Below are 17645 nucleotides of genomic sequence, written 5' to 3'. Positions count from 1 at the left end.
CACGCAGTGACCCGCCAGCAATGGTGGCTTTAGCCCGGGTGTTCACCTCTTCCCATTCCGAACAGAGCCGTTAAGCCCCGGTGCGCCTATGGTACTGCCTTCACCGGTGGGAGAGTCGGTCGCCGCCAACCTTTTTGTAACGCCTGCCGCTTTCACCAGCGGCAGGCGTTTTGCTTTTACCCCGCCCCAAGCCGACAAGCATGAGCACACTTATATCTGAAACGATTATCAGGTGGCAATAAGCTTAGGAGAGAGGATAGATGCTGTTTTAAGTGGTAAATTTGTGTAAGCATCTAGTTGTCATTATTTGTGCAAGTTTCACCAGCACGTTATAGCCGTAGTATCGATTGGTTGACAGTGCTGCTTTATGTAGTTCTGGTCGGCATAGGATGGGTTTGCATTTATGCTTCTAGCTACTCGCCCGAGGCACCGTCAAATCCGCTGGGAAGCTTGAGCTTTGACAAGCTTATGGCCTTCAACTGGTTTAAACAGTTATTGTGGATTGCAACAGCGGTGGTGCTGGTAGTGGTGCTCTTGGTGGTAGATTACAAAGCCTACGATACATTGGCTTATGCCATGTACGGTGGCATGATTGTGCTGCTAGTGGTCACCATGTTTGTGGCGCGGCCCATTGCGGGGTCACGCTCGTGGCTGGAACTTGGGCCGGTGCGCTTGCAGCCGGCGGAGTTTGCCAAGTTTACCACAGCGTTGGCGGCATCCCGGTTTATGGCTAGTATCAACCTGCGGTACCAGAATTGGCGGGACCAACTGGTATTGGCTGGTTTGACGCTGCTGCCTCCTTTGCTGATTATTGCCTCCAATGAATCAGGCCAAGCATTGGTATTTGGAGCTTTGCTGCTGGCCTACTTTAGAGAAGGCATGTCTCCATTGATTTTGCTTCTGCTCGCGGCAGGTGCGGTGATATTGTTGTTGGCCCTGCTAGTGCCGAAGCTGTGGTTAGTCGCGGCATTTACAGTAATACTGGTGGCAGTTGTGGGACTTAACCGGCGAATACTACGGCACCACTTGCCGCTAGCGCTGGGGGTGTGGGTGGCAGTGGTGGGAATGGTAGTAGGGGTTGATTTCTTCTATAATCAGGTATTGCAGCCTCATCAGCGGCAGCGGATAGAGATATTGATTAATCCATCGGCTGACCCATTGGGCAAGGGATGGAACGTGACTCAAAGCAAAATTGCGATTGGGTCGGGCGGCTTCGTGGGCAAAGGTTTCCTGCAAGGCACGCAGACGAAGTTTGATTTTGTGCCCGAACAGAGTACAGATTTTATATTCTGTACTGTCGGGGAAGAATTTGGCTGGATGGGCAGCTTTGTAGTGATTGCTCTCTACATGACGCTGCTTTTGCGCATCATCTATGTAGCGGAGCGGCAGAAGTCCGTTTTTGGGCGAACCTACGGGTATTGCGTAGCCAGCGTACTGTTCTTCCACATCACGGTAAATATGGGAATGACCATCGGCCTGGCGCCCGTCGTGGGAATTCCACTGCCATTTTTTAGCTACGGTGGGTCGTCGTTGTGGTCATTTACCATTCTGCTGTTTAGCCTGCTGGCGCTCGACGCTTACCGCAAGCAGGACCTGTTGCGTTGATGGCGAGTGGGCGAGTGCCGGGGTGGGTATGGGCCATATTAGTAGGAGCACACGCGCTGGCATTGGGCTGGGCGTTGCACCAGGGCAGTTGGGCCTTCCCTGACTCGGGCAGGTACTTGCAGGCGGCACATAATGTATGGCAGCACGGAGAGCTTTATGCAAGGCCGTGGCCGGGGAGCATGCCGCGAGGGCAAGCGATGCAGGAGTTCACGATACGCCCGCCGGGCTATCCGCTCGCTTTAGTAGCGCTAAGAGCCGTTCATAATTACCCGCTAATTCTGTTGATAGTGCAGAACTTGGTAAGCTTGCTCAACCTAGCACTGGTGTTGGTGGTGGGCCCGCCGGGAGCGCCCAGCCACCCGTAATTGGGGAGCAGCTATACTTCTTATTCTCACGTTTCCGGCTCAACTCATCTATGCAAATGCAGTCATGAGTGAAATCATGCTGCAAATGGCGGTTGTGGCCATGGCAGCAGCCAGCCTGCTTTTGCTCAGGGCCCGCAAAAGACGGTACCTCGTTAGCTTAGCTGGAACTGTAATAATAGCGTTGCTGCTCAAGCCTGTCTTTTATCCACTAGCGTTGGTGTTAGCTGGCTTTAGTGGCTGGCTGGCTTGGCGCAGCAGGCGCGGTGAGTTTATGCTTATTGGGCTAATGCCGCTGCTGCTGGTGGGGCTATACATGGGGTGGAACAGCACTAGAACGGGGTATTTTCATTTCTCCAGCATTGCCGAAATCAATCTGCTGCATTACAACGCTGCCGGCGTGCTGCGCCAGGTGGAAGGACCCACGGCGGAAGAGCGCTGGGTGGCGAGTGTGCTGCGCGAGGCCAATACACAAGCTACTTTCGCCGCGCGACAGCAATTGATTCGGGCCCGGGCCGGGGATGTATTGCAGGCGCACCCGCTGGTATATGCTGGCCAGCATTTGCAGGGGATGGCCGCGTTGTTTCTCGACCCGGGGCGGTATGACATTGCCCAGTTTCTTGGCGTCAAGCCTCCGGCGGGAGGGGGCTTTTGGCTCAAGTCCGGACGGGCGGCCTGGGGCGTGCGTTGGGCCAATTGCCCCTGGGTATGATGGGGATATTGGCTGTGGTATTGCTGGCCAATGTTCTGCGTCTGGGATTGGCCGCGCGTGGGTTTTTGCAGCTCAAATACTACGGGCCCACTTTGCGCTACGGGCGATGGATAGCCATAGGGTTATTGCTGTACGTGGCGTTGCTAACCGGCCCATTGGGGGCGGCGCGGTTTCTAATGCCGGTGTGGCCCCTGTTGCTGGGCTTGACTTTGGTTGGGCTGACACGTGGAAAGACCCGGACCGAATCAGGCGTTGAGCAAGCGGCGCCAGTGCGTGAAAGCCAGCGCTAAAGCTGCGCAAGCAACCGGAGCAGCCAGGTAGCCCATGCGGCCCAGGTCACCCGATAGGAGCATGTGCACAGCGACGACTCCCAGTAAGCTCACTTCTGCCCAGCCCACAAAGCCATAAACACGAGCAGACGAATCGCTTGCGTGGCGCTTTTCCAGCCAATAGGCTGCCGGAATAATCAAAACGAAGAAGCCAAAGATGCTGAGCAATTCGCCCAAGCCTTTGAGCGAGGCGGCTCGCTGCAGTGAATAGTTGATGTTCTCGAAATGCTCCAGCGCGTTGGAAATGGCTTGGGCGCTGGCCGCCCCGATGCGACTGTCCACCAGGGTATGTACGAGGAGTAGGGCTGCGGACCCGCCGGCCAGTGCCAGGACCTGCCTGGGCCAGGCCATGGTTTTACGACCAAACCAAAGCAGCCACGGCAACAGAAATATAAAAGACTCTTTAGCCAGCGGGCCCAGCAGCAGCGCCAGCGCCAACGCCCAGACGCCCTGCGGGCCGCGGCGAATGGCATAGTAGCCCAGCCCAAAAACCAAGAGATACAAGCTGTCGATAAGCGGGAGGCCGGCAGCGTAGACTGCCCAGCGACTGGTGAGCAGTGCCACCATGGCCAAGGCGGCCGCTAAAGAAGAAGAACCCACCAAGCGGGCCGCATTGAACCAGCAGGCACCTGCGGCTGCTAGTAACAGGCAGTTAACCAGGTAAAAGGCGAAGCGCAGGGGCCACCGCCCATCCGGCCGTTGCGGCCATATGTGGCCATAAACTTGAGCTATCGGAGCTGCCACTACGGCCGCAGCGGCCGGCACCAGCACCCGGTAGCGGTGAGTCACCCGGACACTGTCGAAACGCCCAGCGGCCATGCGCAGGTAGCTGCGGGTATCGGGGGAGTGCGAGAAATCGAAGTGCGCATACATCGGGTAGGCCAGATTGGCCAGCGCCGCCACTGCCAGAAGCCACGGCAGCAGCCAGCGGCGCAGCCGGGGCCTGGCAGTGGCAATCCCGATGCGGGTCTAGGCAAACTTGCGCTCAATGAGCTTCAGAAGTTTGTTGACGTGCTCGTCCTTGCGGCTCCAGTCATAGCGCTGCGACAAGTCGCCGGTGACGTAGGCGCGGGCCTGGTCGGCGGTAGGCAGGGAGTCGAGGTGCTGGATGGCGGCGTGGTATTCCATGTTTTCGCCCCCAAACAACTCGTTGATAAAGCTGAAGCGCTGATTGATGGAAATGGCTTCGCGCAAGGTTTCGACTTTGGGCCCGGCTCGCTCGGCAAGCGGAGCCGGGGCTGCGGTCGCGCGCAGAGTTTCGGCCAGGGGCGCGGCGGTGGGCTGGCCGGCTTTTAGCTTTTCGTGCAGCGGTACCGTAATCACATCCGATGAGGCTGGCGCGCTTACGAGTGGAGCCGGGGCCGATACAGCTGGGGCTACTGGCGCTGCTTCAGGCGCTGGCTGCGGGGCTACGACAGACGAGGCGGGTGCGGCCGTACCGGCCGGATAGGCGACAAACTTGGGAATAACCACCGGCGCGGGCTCGGGAGCTTTGGGCGCGGGCGTAGCAACAGGCTCGGCCACGGGAGCCGCCGGGGCAGCGCCGGCCGAAACGGGACCGTCCTCCAGCAAATCGGCGGTGGTGAGGGGAAGCAAGGCGCTGAACTCGGTGACCAGGCGCTGCATGGGCTGGTGGGCCTTGTAGTTGGCCGCGAGGTAGAGCTCGAAGCGGTGAGCCAGAAAGTCCTGGCTGAACTCGCTGCTGGCGGGCAGGCTATCCACAAAGCCTTGGTAGAAAGCTTTGTCGATGTCAAGATAGCGCAGGTTGTCACGCAAACCCGCCGGGGTGATGGGCTCGGCGTTGCCGAGCAGCAGGCGCTGGAAGCTGCCCGCGGGGTCGGCTACCATGCCGAGCGTATCGGCAGCGGCTTGAGCCAGCAAGGGCTCAAAAGCCTCCCGGCCCAGGCTGATGTGACGCGACAACACGTTCATGAACTGAGTAAGGGCAGCCTGCACGGGCGCGGCTTCAAAATCGAAATAGGGGCTGCGCAAGCGGGCTGTTTCGGCCTGCCACTGGCCCAGTAGCTGACGGACTACCAGCAAGTTGAGCTGGCGAATGGGAGTGAATTTGAGCACCGCAGGACCATCGAGGGTGGCGGTGGGCTGAGAGCCGAAGTGCTGGTCGCATAGACGAGCGGCCAAGCGGCGACCGTATTGCGCGCACTTGGCGAGGCTATATTTGTCGTTCATGAAAAAGGCCGGTTTCGGTGGCCGAAGTTAGGCACAAATGGCCCTGTTGAAGATTGAAAACTTGTTTGGGGCGGTAGTGGACGTGCCCGCCGGCAGCACGCTGCTGGCCGCGCTCCAGGCCGCCGGGCACGACTGGATGCACGCCTGCGGGGCCAAGGGCCGCTGCACCACCTGCCGCTTGCAGGTGCGTGCCGGGATGGAAAACCTCAGCCTGCCGACTGATGCGGAGCTGCGCTACCGGGCCGCCGGGCGGCTGCTGGCCAATGAGCGGCTTACGTGCCAGGCCCGCCTGCCGGCCGGGGAAGTTACGGCCCGCGTGCCCGATGCCACGAAGCTGCCCCACGTGCAGTACAGCTGAACCCTAACGCCGGATGGCCGGAATTATTGGCCAGCCGGCCTCAATAGCAGAGCCACAGGCGGTCAATAAGTTTGCCATGCCCGCCCCGAAAATGAAGCAGGGGCGGGGCTTCGTGCTCCGCCGTTCGTTCCTAACTTTAGGTTTCTAAACCCTCCCAATCCCGCCTGTACCTTGTTTATTGAACCCCGCGTCGGCAACCGCCACAACGCCCCCGCCGGGGATGGATAGAAGTGGTCTGTGGCTCCATGTTTTCGGGCAAAACCGAAGAGTTGATTCGCCGCCTCACCCGCGCCCGCATTGCCCGGCAGCAGGTCGAAATTTTCAAGCCCGCCATCGATACGCGCTATGACATCGAGGACGTGGTGAGTCACAACGCCGCCCGCATCCGCTCGACGCCGGTGGCCGTGGCGTCGGAAATCCTGCTGCTCGCGGCCGGCTCCGACGTGGTGGGCATCGACGAGGGCCAGTTTTTCGATGACTCGCTGGTGGACGTGTGCCGGCAGCTGGCCAACAACGGCACGCGCGTCATCGTGGCCGGGCTCGACATGGACTACCTCGGGCGGCCGTTCGGCCCCATGCCGGCCTTGCTGGCCACGGCTGAGTACGTAACCAAGGTGCACGCCGTGTGCGTGTGCTGCGGCGAAATTGCCTCGTACTCGTACCGCATCGCGGCTAGCGAACACCAGGTCATGCTGGGCGAAACCGATTCGTACGAGGCCCGCTGCCGGCCGTGCTTTCTGGAAGGCATGCAAGCCAAAGCCCCGGCCCCGGAGGTGCGCTCGGAGGCCACGCACTAAAGCGGCTGGCGTTGCGTTGGCAAAGGCAGCTTTGCTTCTCCTTAACCTGTGTTTTTGCTGAGCGTATGTTGCACATCTTCCGTTGGTTGCTGGGCTTGACCGGGCTGCTTTTCCTGGCTTTGCCGGCTTGGGCTCAGGGCACGGCCGGCTACGGCGACTGGCAGCTGCACCTGCCCACCAACCGCCCGCTGCACCTAGCCGATGCCGGCGACCGGGTATACGTTGCGACGGAAAATTCCTTTTACTTTCTGGACAAAAAGCTCAACACCACGCAGGTGCTTTCGCGCCGCGATGGGCTGAACGACGTCGGCGTCACCGCCCTGGCGTATGATTCCGTGACCCAGCAAACCGTACTGGTTTACCGGAATGCCAACATCGACATACTGCGGCCCAACGGCAGTGTGCGCAACCTCAGCGACGTGCTTCGGAAAACGGTGCAGGGAGCTAAGGAAATCAACCGGGTGTCAGTAGGGGCGGGCAAGGCCTTTGTGTCGACGAGCTTCGGCCTGGTATTGCTGGACCTGGCAAAGCTTGAAATCAGCGAAACGTACAGCAACATCGGCCCGGGCGGGACCATGGTGGCCGTGTACGATGCGGCCATTGCCAACGGGGCGCTTTTTGTGGCCTCCTCGGCAGGCTTGCTGCGGGGCTCCCTGACCAGCAACCTGCTCGACTACCGCAACTGGACCGTGTATCGGCCGGTGCCGCTGAGCGCCAACCCCGGGCAGCGCATCTACCCTTTTCTGGCGGTGTATGCCGGCGAGGTGTACGCCGCCGTGGAAGGCAGCGGCGGGGCCGTGTATAAGTTCGTTCCGGGCAATCCCGGCGCCTGGCAGGCGGTGTCGGGTACGGGCAGTGCCCAGTTCCGGAACCTACGTGCGACCAGCACCGGTGTGTTCATTATCGATGATAATTCCGGGGTCCGCCGGCTGGACCGTGCGGGCGTGGTGACGCAGGTGGTGCCGCCCACCCCCGGCACCTTCACGCAGGACGCCGTGCGCTCGCGCGACGGCAGCTACTACGTGGCCAACTACCAGATTGGGCTGCAGCGGGTGCGGCCCGGCACTGGCCAGGCTCCGGAGCTTTTTGTGGCCAATGGACCCGAAAGCAGCTTGGCCTTCAGTATTCTGGCCGATGCCCGTACCAACACGGTGGATGTGTTCACTGGTGGCTACTCGGAGCGGTACCTGCCAACGGGGCGCCGGGCGGGATTCTACGAATTTGCCAATGGGCAGTGGGCCAACATTACCGCCACGGCCCTGCCCGCGGCCAGCTTTCCGAACCCCACCAGCCCCGTGCGCGGCACCCGCGCGCCCGACGGCACCCTGTACGTGGGCACCTACGGAGGTGGGCTGCTGGAGTGGAAAGGGCCGGGGAAATTCCGGCAGTTTGGCGAAGGCACCCCGGCGGGCAGCCCCTTGCTGGGTACGTTTGTGAGCAACAAGGACCGGGTGGAAGTAACCGACGTGGCGGCCACCGCCGAGGGCCAGGTATGGGTCGTAAACCGGCACCTGCAGTCGCAGAAGTCGGGCCTGTTCATCCTGGACCCCGTGGCCACCACGTGGCGCACCCTGCCCTGGGTGTCGGGCTTCGAGGCTCTCGAGCGCATCGCCCTCGACGACCACGGCTACGCCTGGGTATCTGTATCGCGCAAAACCGACCCCACCAACGCGGCGTTGGGCATTTTTGCCGTTGACCCCGCTACGGTCAATCCCAAGGCCCCGCGCTTTTTCCACGGCCTCGGGCTTGCCCGACAACCAAATCTATGAGCTGGCCAAAGACCGGCGGGGCTCCATCTGGGCCGCGACCATCAAGGGCGTGGCCGTGTTCAACGACCCGCTGGGGCCGTTTGATGCCACTACCAAGTTCATCCTGCCCTATGTGACGCGCGGCGAAGGGGCGAATTTTCCGGCCTTGTTCACCGAGGCGGTGCGCACCCTGGCCGTGGACGGCGGCGACCGCAAATGGTTCGGCACCGACAACGGCCTGTGGCTGTTCAGCCCCGATGCCGACGAGGCACTGCTGCACTTCACCACGGCCAACAGCCCGCTGCCCTCCAACCGCATTGTGGACGTGAAGGTGAACGACAAAACCGGCGAAGTCTGGGTGGCTACCGACGCCGGCGTGGTCACGTACCGCGGCGCGGCCAGCATCACCGAGGGCAAGCCCAGTTGCGCCGCCGTGTGGCCCAACCCCGTGCGGCCGGAGTTCACGGGCACCATGGGCATCACCGGCCTGGCCAATAATGCACTGGTGAAAATCACCGACGTGGCCGGGCACCTGGTGTACGCTACCAAAGCCAACGGCGGCACCGTTACCTGGAACCTGACCAACCCTGAGGGCCAGCGCGTCCGCTCGGGCATTTACCTCGTATTATCGTCCGACGCCGACGGTAAAAACGGCTGCGTGAGCAAAGTGGCGGTGCTCAGCAAATAAAATTGAAATGAGGAATGAAGCATGAGGAATTGAAACCGGCCAAGTTGAGCCAATTCTTCATTCCTCATTCTTCATCCTTCATTCTCTTTTAACATGTTAATTAAGACCCGGGGCATCGTCCTCAGCTACCTCAAATACCGCGAATCGAGCATCATTGCCCGCATCTACACCGAGCGGCTGGGCGTGCAGACCTACGTGGTGAACAGCGTGCGCAAGGCCAAGCCGCCGGGGCGCATTGCCTTGTTTCAGCCCTTTACGCTGCTCGAGCCTGGTGGCGTACGTGGCGCGGGGCAGCAGCGGGCTCACCCGGCTGTCGGAGTTTCGGTGTGCCGAGCCGTTTGTCTCGCTGCCCTACGAGGTGCAGAAAAGCAGCGTGGTGCTGTTTCTGTCCGAAGTAGTGGGGCGGGCCGTGCGCGAGGAAGAGCAGAACGAGCCGCTCTTCAACTTTCTGCACGACTCCATCCTGGCCTTCGACCAGCAAAAGACCGGCACCGAGAATTTCGCCTTGGTCTTTCTGCTGCAGCTGGCCACGTACCTGGGCTTCGGGATAAGCTCCGGCGCCGAGCTCACCGACCAGGTAATCATGGCCGGCCACGCGCCCACCACCATGGGCACCACGGGCCCGCCCACGCTCCGCCTGCGCGAGTTCGAAATCTACTTCGATGAGCTGCTGCGCGACCCGGCCACCAGCACCATTCCCAACGGCCGCGTGCGGCATGAGCTGCTGAACGTAATTATTCGCTTCTATCAGCTGCACGTCGAGCAGCTCGGCGACATTCGCTCGCTGGATATCCTCTCGCAGGTGCTGGCGGAATAATTGAGCTGAAAATGAGCGTGGTTGAGAGCAGTTGAGCTGATTATTTGAAATCAACCAGCTCAACTTCAAAGCGGAGCACGGCGTTGGGCGGAATGTCGCCACCTGCGCCGCGAGGGCCATAAGCCAGCGGCGAGGGAATGAGCAGCACCGCTTTGCTACCCTTGGTGAGCATGGCAATGCCCTGGTCCCAGCCGGGTATCACCTGGCCGGTACCCAGTGGGAAGGCAATGGGCTCGTTGCCGTGCTTGGCGGAGGAGTCGAACTCTTTGCCCGTAGCCAGCACGGTGCCGCGGTAGAGCACGCGCACGGTTTGGCCTTTTTGGGCGGCAGGCCCTTGCCGGGCTTGGTCACGATGTAGTAGGTGCCGCCGGCCGTTTTCTTGGCCACCAGCTTGTTCTTTTTCAGGTAGGCCTGAATCTGGGCGTCGTCTTTGGCCGATTGCGCCACGGCTTTCTGTTGGGCTTGCTTGGCTAGCTCGGCTTGCATCTTTTCCTGGCGCGCCATCATTTCGGCCATGGTGAGCAGCTCACGGGCGCTGGCGTGCACCAGCATGACATTGCCGCTTTTCCGGATGAAGGACGGCACGGGCTGGCGGAAGGTTTTGGCAAAAACGGTATCGGCCGGGAAGCGGAACACGGCGCTGTCGCCGGGCAGCAGCAGGCCCAGGGCTTCTTCTATGCTGCCGCGTTCGGGCTGGGCGGGCAGCGCTATGGGCTGCGGCGTGGGCAGCATCTGGCGCGACTTCATCAGCACCGAGTCGCGGCCGGTACGGAACTCCAGGTAGACGGTGAGCACCTGCCCGGCGCGGCTGGCGTAGGGCGCATCGGTGGGCGCCAGGGCCCGGGGCTGGTAGCGGCCCGTGGCGTCTTTGCGAAAGAGGCGGTACTCGGTGCCGGTGGGCAAACGAGCGAAGTCGGCCCCCGGCGTCTGCGCGTTGGCTTGTTGCAAAAGCAACCAGCGCACATGCCGCGCCGAGAAGAAGATGTCGCATAGAAGTTAAAATTGAGCTGGAATTGGGCGCAAGGAAGTATGGTGGGCAAACTCCGTAGCCGGCAACGCGCGGCTTAGCGCACGCTCACAACCTCCAAATCAAACACGAGGGCCGCATTGGGAGGAATCAGGTAGCGGGTGTCGTCGTCGGGGTCGCGCACGCCCGCGGCGCCGTAGGCCAACTCGGCCGGAATCCAGGCGCGCACCCGGGAGCCTGCCGGCACCAGCAGCAAGAGCTCATCCCAGCCGGCAATGACCTCTCGCCGGCCCACGCGGAAGCGGAGCGGCCCGCCCGAAGTCACCGTGGCATCGAAGATGTGCCCATCGGGCAGGAAACCGGTATAGCGCACCGCCACCCGGCTCCCGGTCTTGGGCTGAGTGCCCGTGCCGCGCTCCTGAAACACGAAGCGCACCCCACTGCGCGTGATTTGCGAAGCAGGGTGCGCCGTGGTGTCGAAACCGGTAACGGGAGCGCTGGGCGTAGAAGGTACGGCGGGCTTGGTGCCCGACTGAGCATTGGCGGCCGTAGCGGCCAGCAGGCACAGGCCAGTAATTGCGCGTCCTAGGCTGGTAGCCACGCTCATCGCTGAAAACTTAATAAACGTCCAGAATTTCTACGTCGAAAACCAGCGCCGCATCGGCGGGGATTCCCGAGTTGCCGGTGGGGCCATAAGCCAGCTTGGAAGGGATGAGCAGCAGCTTGCGGTCGCCCTTGCGCATGAGCAGCAGACCTTCGTTGAAGCCGGCGATGGCGCCGCTGCCCCCGGTGAAGACCGCGCAGCCGCACGCCGAGCGGTTATCGGCCGAGTTGTCGAAGATGCTGCCGGCCGGATAGCGGGGGTCGCCGGCTGACTTCGGATAACCCGACGACTCGGGGTGGGCGCCGTTGCTCAGGAAGCGGCCTATGTACTTTACGCTCACCTGCTTGCCCGCCGTGACCGGCGTACCCTGGCCCTGCGTGATGGGCACTAGGTACAAGCCCGAGTTGGTGCGCACAGCGCTATTCAGCAGCCCATTATCCTTTAAATAATTGACAATCGTGTCCTCGTCGATGCGCTTCATCTGCTCTTCGTGTTCACGCAGCGTCTTCTGGTAGGTCGTTTCGGTGTTGCAGCTCCACAAGGCCGGAGCGGCTAACAGCAGACCTGCCGCGAGCAGCAAAATCCGCGAACGTAGCAAGAGGTTTTTCATGGCAAAGGGGTAAAAATATTCCGACCAACGGAGGCCCAGGCAACTATGCCGCGCCGCCCGTTGGTCGGAATCAGAAATGATAGAAGACTATTGGATATCAACCAATTCTACTTCGAAGCGCAGAGGCGCATTGGCCGGAATGTCGGCGCCCGCGCCGCGCGTGCCGTAAGCCAGCGACGAAGGAATGAGCAGAATGGCTTTGCTGCCCTTGTTGAGCAAAGCAATGCCCTGGTCCCAGCCCGGAATTACCGCGCCCTGGCCAATGGGGAAATCTATCGGCTTGCCGGTTTTTCCGACGAGTCGAACAGCTTGCCGCTGAGCAGCGTGCCGTTGTAGTTCACGCTCACGGTCTGGCCGGGCTGGGGCTTGGCGCCGGTGCCGGGCTTCAAAACCTGGTAGTAAATGCCCGAGGGCGTCTTCTGCACGGTCAGGTTGTTTTTCTTGATGTAGTCCTGCAGCACCGCGTCGTCCTTCTTGAGCTGGGCCACTACCTCGGGCGCAGCCAGGGCTTTGGCCTGGGCGTCGGCCTGCTCTTTCATCTGCTTGGCGTACTCGGGCGAGGCCATGCGCTGCTTCATCTGGGCGGCCATGGCGCGCTTCTGCAGCTCGGGCTGCATGGCCTGGGCTTCTTCCTGGGTGATGAGCTTGGGCGTGGTGGCCACGTACATCAGCACCACGTTGCCGCCTTTGCGCAAGAATGGGGGCACCGGCTGGCCCGACTTGGGCTTGATGAGCGAGTCGACCTGGAAGCGGAACACGCCGCTGTCGCCGGGCTGCAGCATCGAGAGGGCCTCGTCGGGGGCGCCTTTCTGCTTCAGGCTCGAGCAGGGGCAGGGGCACGGGCAGGCCCACGTCGCGGCGGGTGTTCTGCAACACCGAGTCCTTGCCGGTGCGGTACTGCATGTTGCCTAGCAGGAACTTGCCCACCCGGTCCTTGTAGGTCGGGTCGCCCTCGGGGCTGATTTCGCGGCGCTCGTAGCTGTTGCCGACTTTCTTGAAAATCTTGTACTCGATGCCAGACTTGGTTTTGGCATAGTCACCGCCGTCTTTGTTGCAGGCCGTGAGAGAAGCGACGCCCAGCAAGCTGGCCCCCAGGGCCAACTGCCGCGCAGAGCGGGAGGAAAAACGCATGAATAAAAAAGAAGTGAGAAGTCAGAAACGATTCAAAGTTACGCCACTGGCGGCGCTACGGCCGCGGGCACGCCCGTAAGCTGCTCCTTGTACTCGGGAAGGATGCTCAGGAAGCGCTTTACCGTTGCATCGAGCGAGGCGTAACTAATGCCGCCAGCGGCGTTGTGGTGCCCACCACCGTCGAAATGCCGGCGCGAAAAGTCGCTCACCGAAAACTTGCCCACCGAGCGGAAGGAAATTTTTACGGCCACGCCCCGGTCGATAAACACGGCGGCAAACACGATGCCCTCGATGCTCAGCGCGTAGTTGACCAGGCCCTCGGTGTCGCCGGTTTTGCTTTCGTACTGGCGTAGCTCGTCCTGCGTGATGGCGATGTAGGCGGTGTTGAACTCGCGGTTGACCACGAGCTTATCTTTCAATACAAAGCCCAGGAAGCGGAGGCGGATTTCGGAGTGCGAGTCGTAGATGCGGCGGTGCACCGACGAAAGGTCGATGTTGACCTTGAGCAGCTCCGCGATGATGAGGTGCACGTTGCGCGAGGTGCTGGGGTGCCGGAACGAGCCCGTATCGGTCATGATGCCCGCGTACAGCGCCTCGCCGATGCCCTTGGTGATGAGGTGCTGGTCGCCCAGGTCGCGGATGATTTCAAAAATCAGCTCGGCCGTAGCTGCCGCGGTGGGCACCGAAAAAACAATGTCGGCGAAGTCTTCGGGCTCCTGGTGGTGGTCGATGAGGACCTTGGTGGCCGAGGACTGGCGCACGTACTCGCCCAACTCGTTGATGCGGCCCAGGCAGCTAAAATCGAGGCAGCAAATGACTTCGGCGCGGCTCACCAGGTCGCGCACCTGGCGGTCGTTCTGGCGGCGGTCGTACACCACCACTTCGTCGTTGCCCTCCATCCATTCGAGAAATGCCGGATAGTCGGAAGGGGTCACCACCGTCACGTGGTGGCCTTTCTGCTTTAAGTAGCCTGCCCAGGCCAGCGACGAGCCCAGCGCGTCGGCGTCGGGCTTGTGGTGGGTGGTAATAACAACCTGCTTGGGCTGCGCGAGCAAGGCCTGCAGGGCGGAAATAGGAGTTGACATCGACAACGTGAATGGCCCCAAAAAATAACTGAGGGCCGGTGGCTTACGAATAAATGGGGCGGCAAAAGTCGGAAGAAATCTTTTCTTAACAGCCAGCCCCCCGGAAGGTTCTCCCAAATCCAACGAACGGGCGAGCATGCCAAGCGAGTGAAAAGGCGGGTTTATCCTCCATATTGCCATTTCGTCCACTACTTGTAATGCGCACTATTTTCTTTGGGGCCGCTCGAATAAAAGACGGGGGAGGGGCCTGCTGGGCGCTGCTGGCAGTATTGCTGGGGCTGAGCGCCTGGTTCTACCACGATTCCATCCGGCTGTATCCGTCGTTTAATCATGCCTGGGCCCAGGCCGATTGGCTGGCCATCGCGATAAACTTTCGGGCCCGCGGCTACGATTTTTTCATCCGGCAACTTTTAATCTGCTTACCGACAACGGCATTACCGGCGCGGGCTTTCCGGTGCCCGCGTACGTGGCCGCGCTGCTCATGGGCCTTGTCGGCCGCGACGCGCCCGGCCTCATGCGCGCCGTGACGCTTGCCTTCAGCCTGGGTGGCCTCCTGGCTTTGTTTGGACTGGTGCGCCGGGCCAGCGGCTCTGCCTTCAAAGGGGCGGTAGCGGCGCTTTTCGCCTTCTGCAGCCCAATTTATGTGTTCTATCAAGCGAACTTCCTGCCTTCGGTTCCGGGCTTCGCTGCCGCTTTGGTGGGGTACTACTGGTTTTACCGAACCTTAGCGGAAGCTAACGCGCCTCCGACAACGCGCCGCCACCTGGCAGCGGCAGTGGCTTGGCTCACCCTGGCCGCGGCCATGCGCACCCCGTTTGTGCTGCCGCTGCTCTGCACCCTGGGCCACTTAGCGGTGCTTAGGCCGCGCCGCACAGCGGCTGAAGTAGGATGGCGAGCCGTTGGGCTACTGTACGGGGCGGCTTTCCTGGTATTAGGGGCTGACTTTCTGTATAATGAATACTTGAGCCACGCCTACCACGGCTCCATGTTCCTGGCCCGGCCGCGGGCTTTTTCATCGTGGGCCCAGGCCATGGAGGTGACCAAAACGGTGCGCGAGTATTGGCTCTGGAGTTTGCTGAGCAAGCCCCAATGGCTGCTGTTCTGCGCCGCGGCCGGGACCATGGCGGTGCAGCAACGCCGCGCGCTGCTGCAGAGCAGTTGGGCTGGCCACTGGCTGGCGTTGGTTGCCGGGGGCCTGGCTTATTACGGCCTGATGGGGCAGCAATACGCCATCCACGATTACTATTTGCTCGATACCTTCTTTCTGCCTCTCGTGCTCGGCTTTGGGGGCAGCCTCGCCGTGCTGCGGCTGGCGTGCTCAAGCCGCTACGGCTGGCGCTGGCCATGGCCGTGCTCCTGGTAGGCGCCCTGGCCGCCTGGCAAGCCCGAGCCGAGCAGGCTGCGCCGGATTTCTCCTCCGCCAACCGACAAGAGCGTGCTCACGCGCGAAAATTTTGAGCGAAGTGCGCAATGGCTCGACTCGCTCGGCGTACCCCGTACCGCTACCGTGTTGGTACTCGACGCCTACTCTTACAACCTGCCCCTGCTGCTGGCCCAACGGCGCGGCTGGACGATGTTGAAAAACAGAAAGTCGCCGGAGGACTTATCCGCTGAAAACCTGCGCCGGGCCATGCGGCTGCCGGCCAGCTACGTCATCACGCAAAATGCTACCTATGCTGCGGAGGTAGTGGATGTTTTTCCCGGCATTGCTGCCTACTTACGCCCGCTTGCCAACAACGGCCGCTTAACCTTGTGGCAGCTTCGCAAGTCTCCGTTGGCAGCCCGATGGACCGTCTACCCCGATTCTGCAGCCCAATCTGCCCCTGCCTGGCGAGCTGCTTCGGCGCACGTAACCGCAGGCCCGCCTGCTTTGGCTCAACCCGATGATGCACGCCTCCCCAACGGTTGTGCACAGCGCCTTATCTGCAGCTATTCCGCGCAGGCCGTCGGCATCAGCCCTGGCGAACAGCTGCTGCTGGCCGCCCGGTACCAGGCCGGCCCCGACACCGGCGCCTACCTGTCAGTTTGCCTGGAAGCCGGCCCCGGCGGGGCCTCTTACTGGCAGGAAAGAGTTGACTGCCGGCCTACACGTCCGGGCGAATGGGAGCCCGTGGGCGCTGCGCTGACCTTGCCCGCCCGGCGCGCTGCCACGGATATCCTGAAGGTGTACCTGATAAAAAAGGGCACGGGTAGCGTGGTCTTTGACGCTATGGAAATGAGTGTTTTACCAGCAACACCGCGCAGTTGACGACCGTTGGGTTGGGCGCCGGCCCGGGATTTGGTACTTTTGCTCTTTCAATTCTTCATTTTTATTCGAATTACCCTGCCCATGGCCACCAACCGCACATTCACGATGATTAAGCCCGACGCCGTCCAGGAAAACCACATCGGTGGTATCCTGAACATGATGGAAGAAGGCGGGTTCCGCATCGTGGAGCTCAAAAATTGACCCTGACGGCCGAGCGCGCCGGTCAGTTCTACGCGGTGCACGCCGAGCGTCCTTTCTACAACGACCTGGTGAAGTACATGTCGAGCGGCCCCATCGTAGCCGCTGTACTTGAGAAAGACAACGCCGTAGCCGATTTTCGTACCCTCATCGGCGCTACCAACCCCGCGCAGGCGGCCGAAGGCACCATCCGGAAGAAGTACGCCAAGAGCATCGAAGCGAACGCCGTGCACGGCTCCGACTCCGACGAAAACGCCCAGATTGAGGCCGACTTCTTCTTCGGCGCGAAGTAATCGCCAAGCGCTTAGCTCAACAAAAAGTCAACAAAAAGCCCGCCCTGCATTGCGCAGGGCGGGCTTTTTGTTTGTGCCAAAAGCTGACTGTTTTTGTACCAATTTTGTATTGTTGAGCTTAGTTTACCGGCTGAAACCGATGCGACCGGGTGTTTTCAGCTCGCTGATGAAGTCGGTTTTCTCGCGGTTGTAGAGGTCGGCCAGGGAAGTAGGCTCGGTTACCGGCTCGGTTTGGCCCAGGATGGTGGCCAGGGCCTGGGCCTTTTCCTGAGCCAGCGCTTCGAACCGGTAGGAGGCAATCAGGCGCCCCTTGCGCAGCAGGGCTTTGTCGATGCGGGCCAGGTCGGCGTTGAAGGTGCAGATAATCTGGATGTGGAAGCCGTCGGAGAGCAAGCCGTCGGAGAGGTTGAGCAGGTTGCTCACGGCGTTGCCGCCGTGGCCGTCGCGCTTGGCCAGGAGCTCCTCGGCGTCCTCGATGAGCAGGATGGAGTTCGTGTTGTCGTGGAGCAGGTTGATGAATTCCGGGTCGGCAATGCGGGTGGCCAGGTTGGGCGGAATAAACAGCTTGGGTTTGTCGGTGAGGCCGCAGAGGTGGCGGATGTAGCTGGTTTTGCCGGTGCCGGGCGGGCCGTGCAGGATGATGATGCCTTTCTCGTCGGGCTGCTGCAGGCGCCGGAGAATGGCCTCGTGGGCGGGCAGCAGGTCGTCGTTGTAGTGGCTGGAGAGGTCCAGCGCCGGAATCTTGATGGGCAGCGGCGAAAACTCCAGCTCACCAAAAGCCAGCCGCAACACTTGGATGCGGTCGTGCTCCAGCTTGCCGGTATCGAGTTGGGCCGCCAAGAGCTCCTGCACCAGCGCCAGCGGGTGGGGTCGGTCTGCGGGGAAAAGAACAGCTGGCCGGCG

The 17645-nt window shown here is 61.3% G+C and carries 18 protein-coding genes, 1 rRNA gene and 3 pseudogenes; 12 read left to right on the top strand and 10 right to left on the bottom strand.

Features of this window, described 5'->3' with window-relative positions; all coding sequences use genetic code 11:
- Positions 1 to 19 precede the first annotated feature (19 nt).
- From rrf to ACFQT0_RS00390, 3 genes are all read left to right on the top strand, one after another.
- A 5S ribosomal RNA gene (gene rrf, locus ACFQT0_RS00400) occupies positions 20 to 131 on the top strand.
- 226 nt (positions 132 to 357) lie between these two features.
- Positions 358 to 1605: a rod shape-determining protein RodA gene (gene rodA / locus ACFQT0_RS00395; RefSeq protein WP_380205876.1), complete on the top strand. Its 1248-nt coding sequence runs from the start codon at positions 358 to 360 to the stop codon at positions 1603 to 1605.
- A 651-nt stretch (positions 1606 to 2256) separates the two neighbouring features.
- Positions 2257 to 2679 (top strand): hypothetical protein, encoded by a 423-nt coding sequence (locus ACFQT0_RS00390; protein ID WP_380199447.1) that lies wholly within the window; start codon positions 2257 to 2259, stop codon positions 2677 to 2679.
- 245 nt (positions 2680 to 2924) lie between these two features.
- Here ACFQT0_RS00390 and ACFQT0_RS00385 read toward each other — a convergent pair whose 3' ends face one another.
- Together ACFQT0_RS00385 and ACFQT0_RS00380 are read right to left on the bottom strand one after the other, a co-directional pair.
- Entirely contained in the window at positions 2925 to 3911 is a 987-nt protein-coding gene (locus ACFQT0_RS00385) for a hypothetical protein (protein ID WP_380199446.1), read from the bottom strand.
- A gap of 66 nt (positions 3912 to 3977) precedes the next feature.
- Entirely contained in the window at positions 3978 to 5198 is a 1221-nt protein-coding gene (locus ACFQT0_RS00380) for a hypothetical protein (protein ID WP_380199444.1), read from the bottom strand.
- 37 nt (positions 5199 to 5235) lie between these two features.
- On the opposite strand from ACFQT0_RS00380, the gene ACFQT0_RS00375 reads away from it, so the two are divergent.
- The 6 genes and pseudogenes from ACFQT0_RS00375 to recO all read left to right on the top strand — a co-directional run bounded on the left by ACFQT0_RS00375 (position 5236) and on the right by recO (position 9606).
- Positions 5236 to 5556 (top strand): 2Fe-2S iron-sulfur cluster-binding protein, encoded by a 321-nt coding sequence (locus ACFQT0_RS00375; protein ID WP_380199442.1) that lies wholly within the window; start codon positions 5236 to 5238, stop codon positions 5554 to 5556.
- Positions 5557 to 5727: 171 nt separating this feature from the next.
- Positions 5728 to 6353, top strand: a pseudogene (locus tag ACFQT0_RS00370) (thymidine kinase).
- Between the two features lie 65 nt (positions 6354 to 6418).
- Positions 6419 to 8122, top strand: a complete 1704-nt coding sequence (locus ACFQT0_RS00365; RefSeq protein WP_380199440.1) for a PorZ beta-propeller-like domain-containing protein — start codon at positions 6419 to 6421, stop codon at positions 8120 to 8122.
- Positions 8100 to 8789, top strand: a complete 690-nt coding sequence (porZ, locus tag ACFQT0_RS00360) for a type IX secretion system anionic LPS delivery protein PorZ (RefSeq protein WP_380199438.1) — start codon at positions 8100 to 8102, stop codon at positions 8787 to 8789. The genes ACFQT0_RS00365 and porZ overlap by 23 nt, the downstream gene beginning before the upstream one ends.
- Positions 8790 to 8882: 93 nt before the next feature.
- Positions 8883 to 8996 (top strand): annotated as a pseudogene (locus ACFQT0_RS00355) (recombination protein O N-terminal domain-containing protein); the annotation flags it as partial.
- A 64-nt stretch (positions 8997 to 9060) separates the two neighbouring features.
- On the top strand, positions 9061 to 9606 hold the full coding sequence (recO, locus tag ACFQT0_RS00350) for a DNA repair protein RecO (protein WP_380205875.1): 546 nt from the start codon (positions 9061 to 9063) through the stop codon (positions 9604 to 9606).
- A gap of 40 nt (positions 9607 to 9646) precedes the next feature.
- On the opposite strand, the gene ACFQT0_RS00345 is transcribed toward recO, so the two are convergent.
- From ACFQT0_RS00345 to ACFQT0_RS00315, 7 genes are all read right to left on the bottom strand, one after another.
- Complete coding sequence (locus tag ACFQT0_RS00345; RefSeq protein WP_380199436.1) at positions 9647 to 9889, bottom strand: FKBP-type peptidyl-prolyl cis-trans isomerase; 243 nt, start codon at positions 9887 to 9889, stop codon at positions 9647 to 9649.
- A complete protein-coding gene (locus ACFQT0_RS00340; protein ID WP_380199434.1) occupies positions 9805 to 10569 on the bottom strand; it encodes a hypothetical protein in 765 nt (254 codons plus the stop codon). The genes ACFQT0_RS00345 and ACFQT0_RS00340 overlap by 85 nt, the downstream gene beginning before the upstream one ends.
- A gap of 101 nt (positions 10570 to 10670) precedes the next feature.
- Positions 10671 to 11174, bottom strand: coding sequence for an FKBP-type peptidyl-prolyl cis-trans isomerase (locus ACFQT0_RS00335; RefSeq protein WP_380199432.1), 504 nt, complete (start codon positions 11172 to 11174; stop codon positions 10671 to 10673).
- Between the two features lie 16 nt (positions 11175 to 11190).
- Complete coding sequence (locus ACFQT0_RS00330; RefSeq protein WP_380199430.1) at positions 11191 to 11787, bottom strand: FKBP-type peptidyl-prolyl cis-trans isomerase; 597 nt, start codon at positions 11785 to 11787, stop codon at positions 11191 to 11193.
- 87 nt (positions 11788 to 11874) lie between these two features.
- Positions 11875 to 12033, bottom strand: a complete 159-nt coding sequence (locus ACFQT0_RS00325; RefSeq protein WP_380205874.1) for an FKBP-type peptidyl-prolyl cis-trans isomerase — start codon at positions 12031 to 12033, stop codon at positions 11875 to 11877.
- Between the two features lie 26 nt (positions 12034 to 12059).
- The gene (locus ACFQT0_RS00320) at positions 12060 to 12569 is read right to left on the bottom strand and encodes an FKBP-type peptidyl-prolyl cis-trans isomerase (protein WP_380206142.1); all 510 of its coding nucleotides are present in this window, start codon (positions 12567 to 12569) and stop codon (positions 12060 to 12062) included.
- A 387-nt stretch (positions 12570 to 12956) separates the two neighbouring features.
- Positions 12957 to 14003 (bottom strand): DHH family phosphoesterase, encoded by a 1047-nt coding sequence (locus ACFQT0_RS00315; protein WP_380199428.1) that lies wholly within the window; start codon positions 14001 to 14003, stop codon positions 12957 to 12959.
- Positions 14004 to 14352: 349 nt separating this feature from the next.
- Between ACFQT0_RS00315 and ACFQT0_RS00310 the strand changes: the two genes are divergently transcribed.
- The 3 genes and pseudogenes from ACFQT0_RS00310 to ACFQT0_RS00300 all read left to right on the top strand — a co-directional run bounded on the left by ACFQT0_RS00310 (position 14353) and on the right by ACFQT0_RS00300 (position 16742).
- Complete coding sequence (locus ACFQT0_RS00310; RefSeq protein ID WP_380199426.1) at positions 14353 to 15366, top strand: hypothetical protein; 1014 nt, start codon at positions 14353 to 14355, stop codon at positions 15364 to 15366.
- 72 nt (positions 15367 to 15438) lie between these two features.
- Positions 15439 to 16251, top strand: coding sequence for a hypothetical protein (locus ACFQT0_RS00305; protein WP_380199424.1), 813 nt, complete (start codon positions 15439 to 15441; stop codon positions 16249 to 16251).
- Between the two features lie 81 nt (positions 16252 to 16332).
- Positions 16333 to 16742: pseudogene (locus ACFQT0_RS00300) on the top strand (nucleoside-diphosphate kinase).
- A 123-nt stretch (positions 16743 to 16865) separates the two neighbouring features.
- Here the strand turns inward: ACFQT0_RS00300 and ACFQT0_RS00295 are convergent.
- The gene (locus ACFQT0_RS00295; RefSeq protein WP_380199422.1) at positions 16866 to 17594 is read right to left on the bottom strand and encodes an AAA family ATPase; all 729 of its coding nucleotides are present in this window, start codon (positions 17592 to 17594) and stop codon (positions 16866 to 16868) included.
- Positions 17595 to 17645: the final 51 nt, after the last annotated feature.

The organism is Hymenobacter humi, assembly GCF_042665855.1.
Classification (GTDB): domain Bacteria; phylum Bacteroidota; class Bacteroidia; order Cytophagales; family Hymenobacteraceae; genus Hymenobacter; species Hymenobacter humi.
This window is presented reverse-complemented; position numbering and strand designations above follow the sequence as displayed.

Coding starts and splice junctions, on each gene's coding strand:
- ACFQT0_RS00390 (WP_380199447.1), top strand. CDS start 2,257: ATGCCGCTGCTGCTGGTGGGGCTATACATGGGGTGGAACAGCACTAGA.
- ACFQT0_RS00380 (WP_380199444.1), bottom strand. CDS start 5,198: ATGAACGACAAATATAGCCTCGCCAAGTGCGCGCAATACGGTCGCCGC.
- ACFQT0_RS00375 (WP_380199442.1), top strand. CDS start 5,236: ATGGCCCTGTTGAAGATTGAAAACTTGTTTGGGGCGGTAGTGGACGTG.
- ACFQT0_RS00365 (WP_380199440.1), top strand. CDS start 6,419: ATGTTGCACATCTTCCGTTGGTTGCTGGGCTTGACCGGGCTGCTTTTC.
- ACFQT0_RS00330 (WP_380199430.1), bottom strand. CDS start 11,787: ATGAAAAACCTCTTGCTACGTTCGCGGATTTTGCTGCTCGCGGCAGGT.
- ACFQT0_RS00320 (WP_380206142.1), bottom strand. CDS start 12,569: ATGCTGCAGCCCGGCGACAGCGGCGTGTTCCGCTTCCAGGTCGACTCG.
- ACFQT0_RS00315 (WP_380199428.1), bottom strand. CDS start 14,003: ATGTCAACTCCTATTTCCGCCCTGCAGGCCTTGCTCGCGCAGCCCAAG.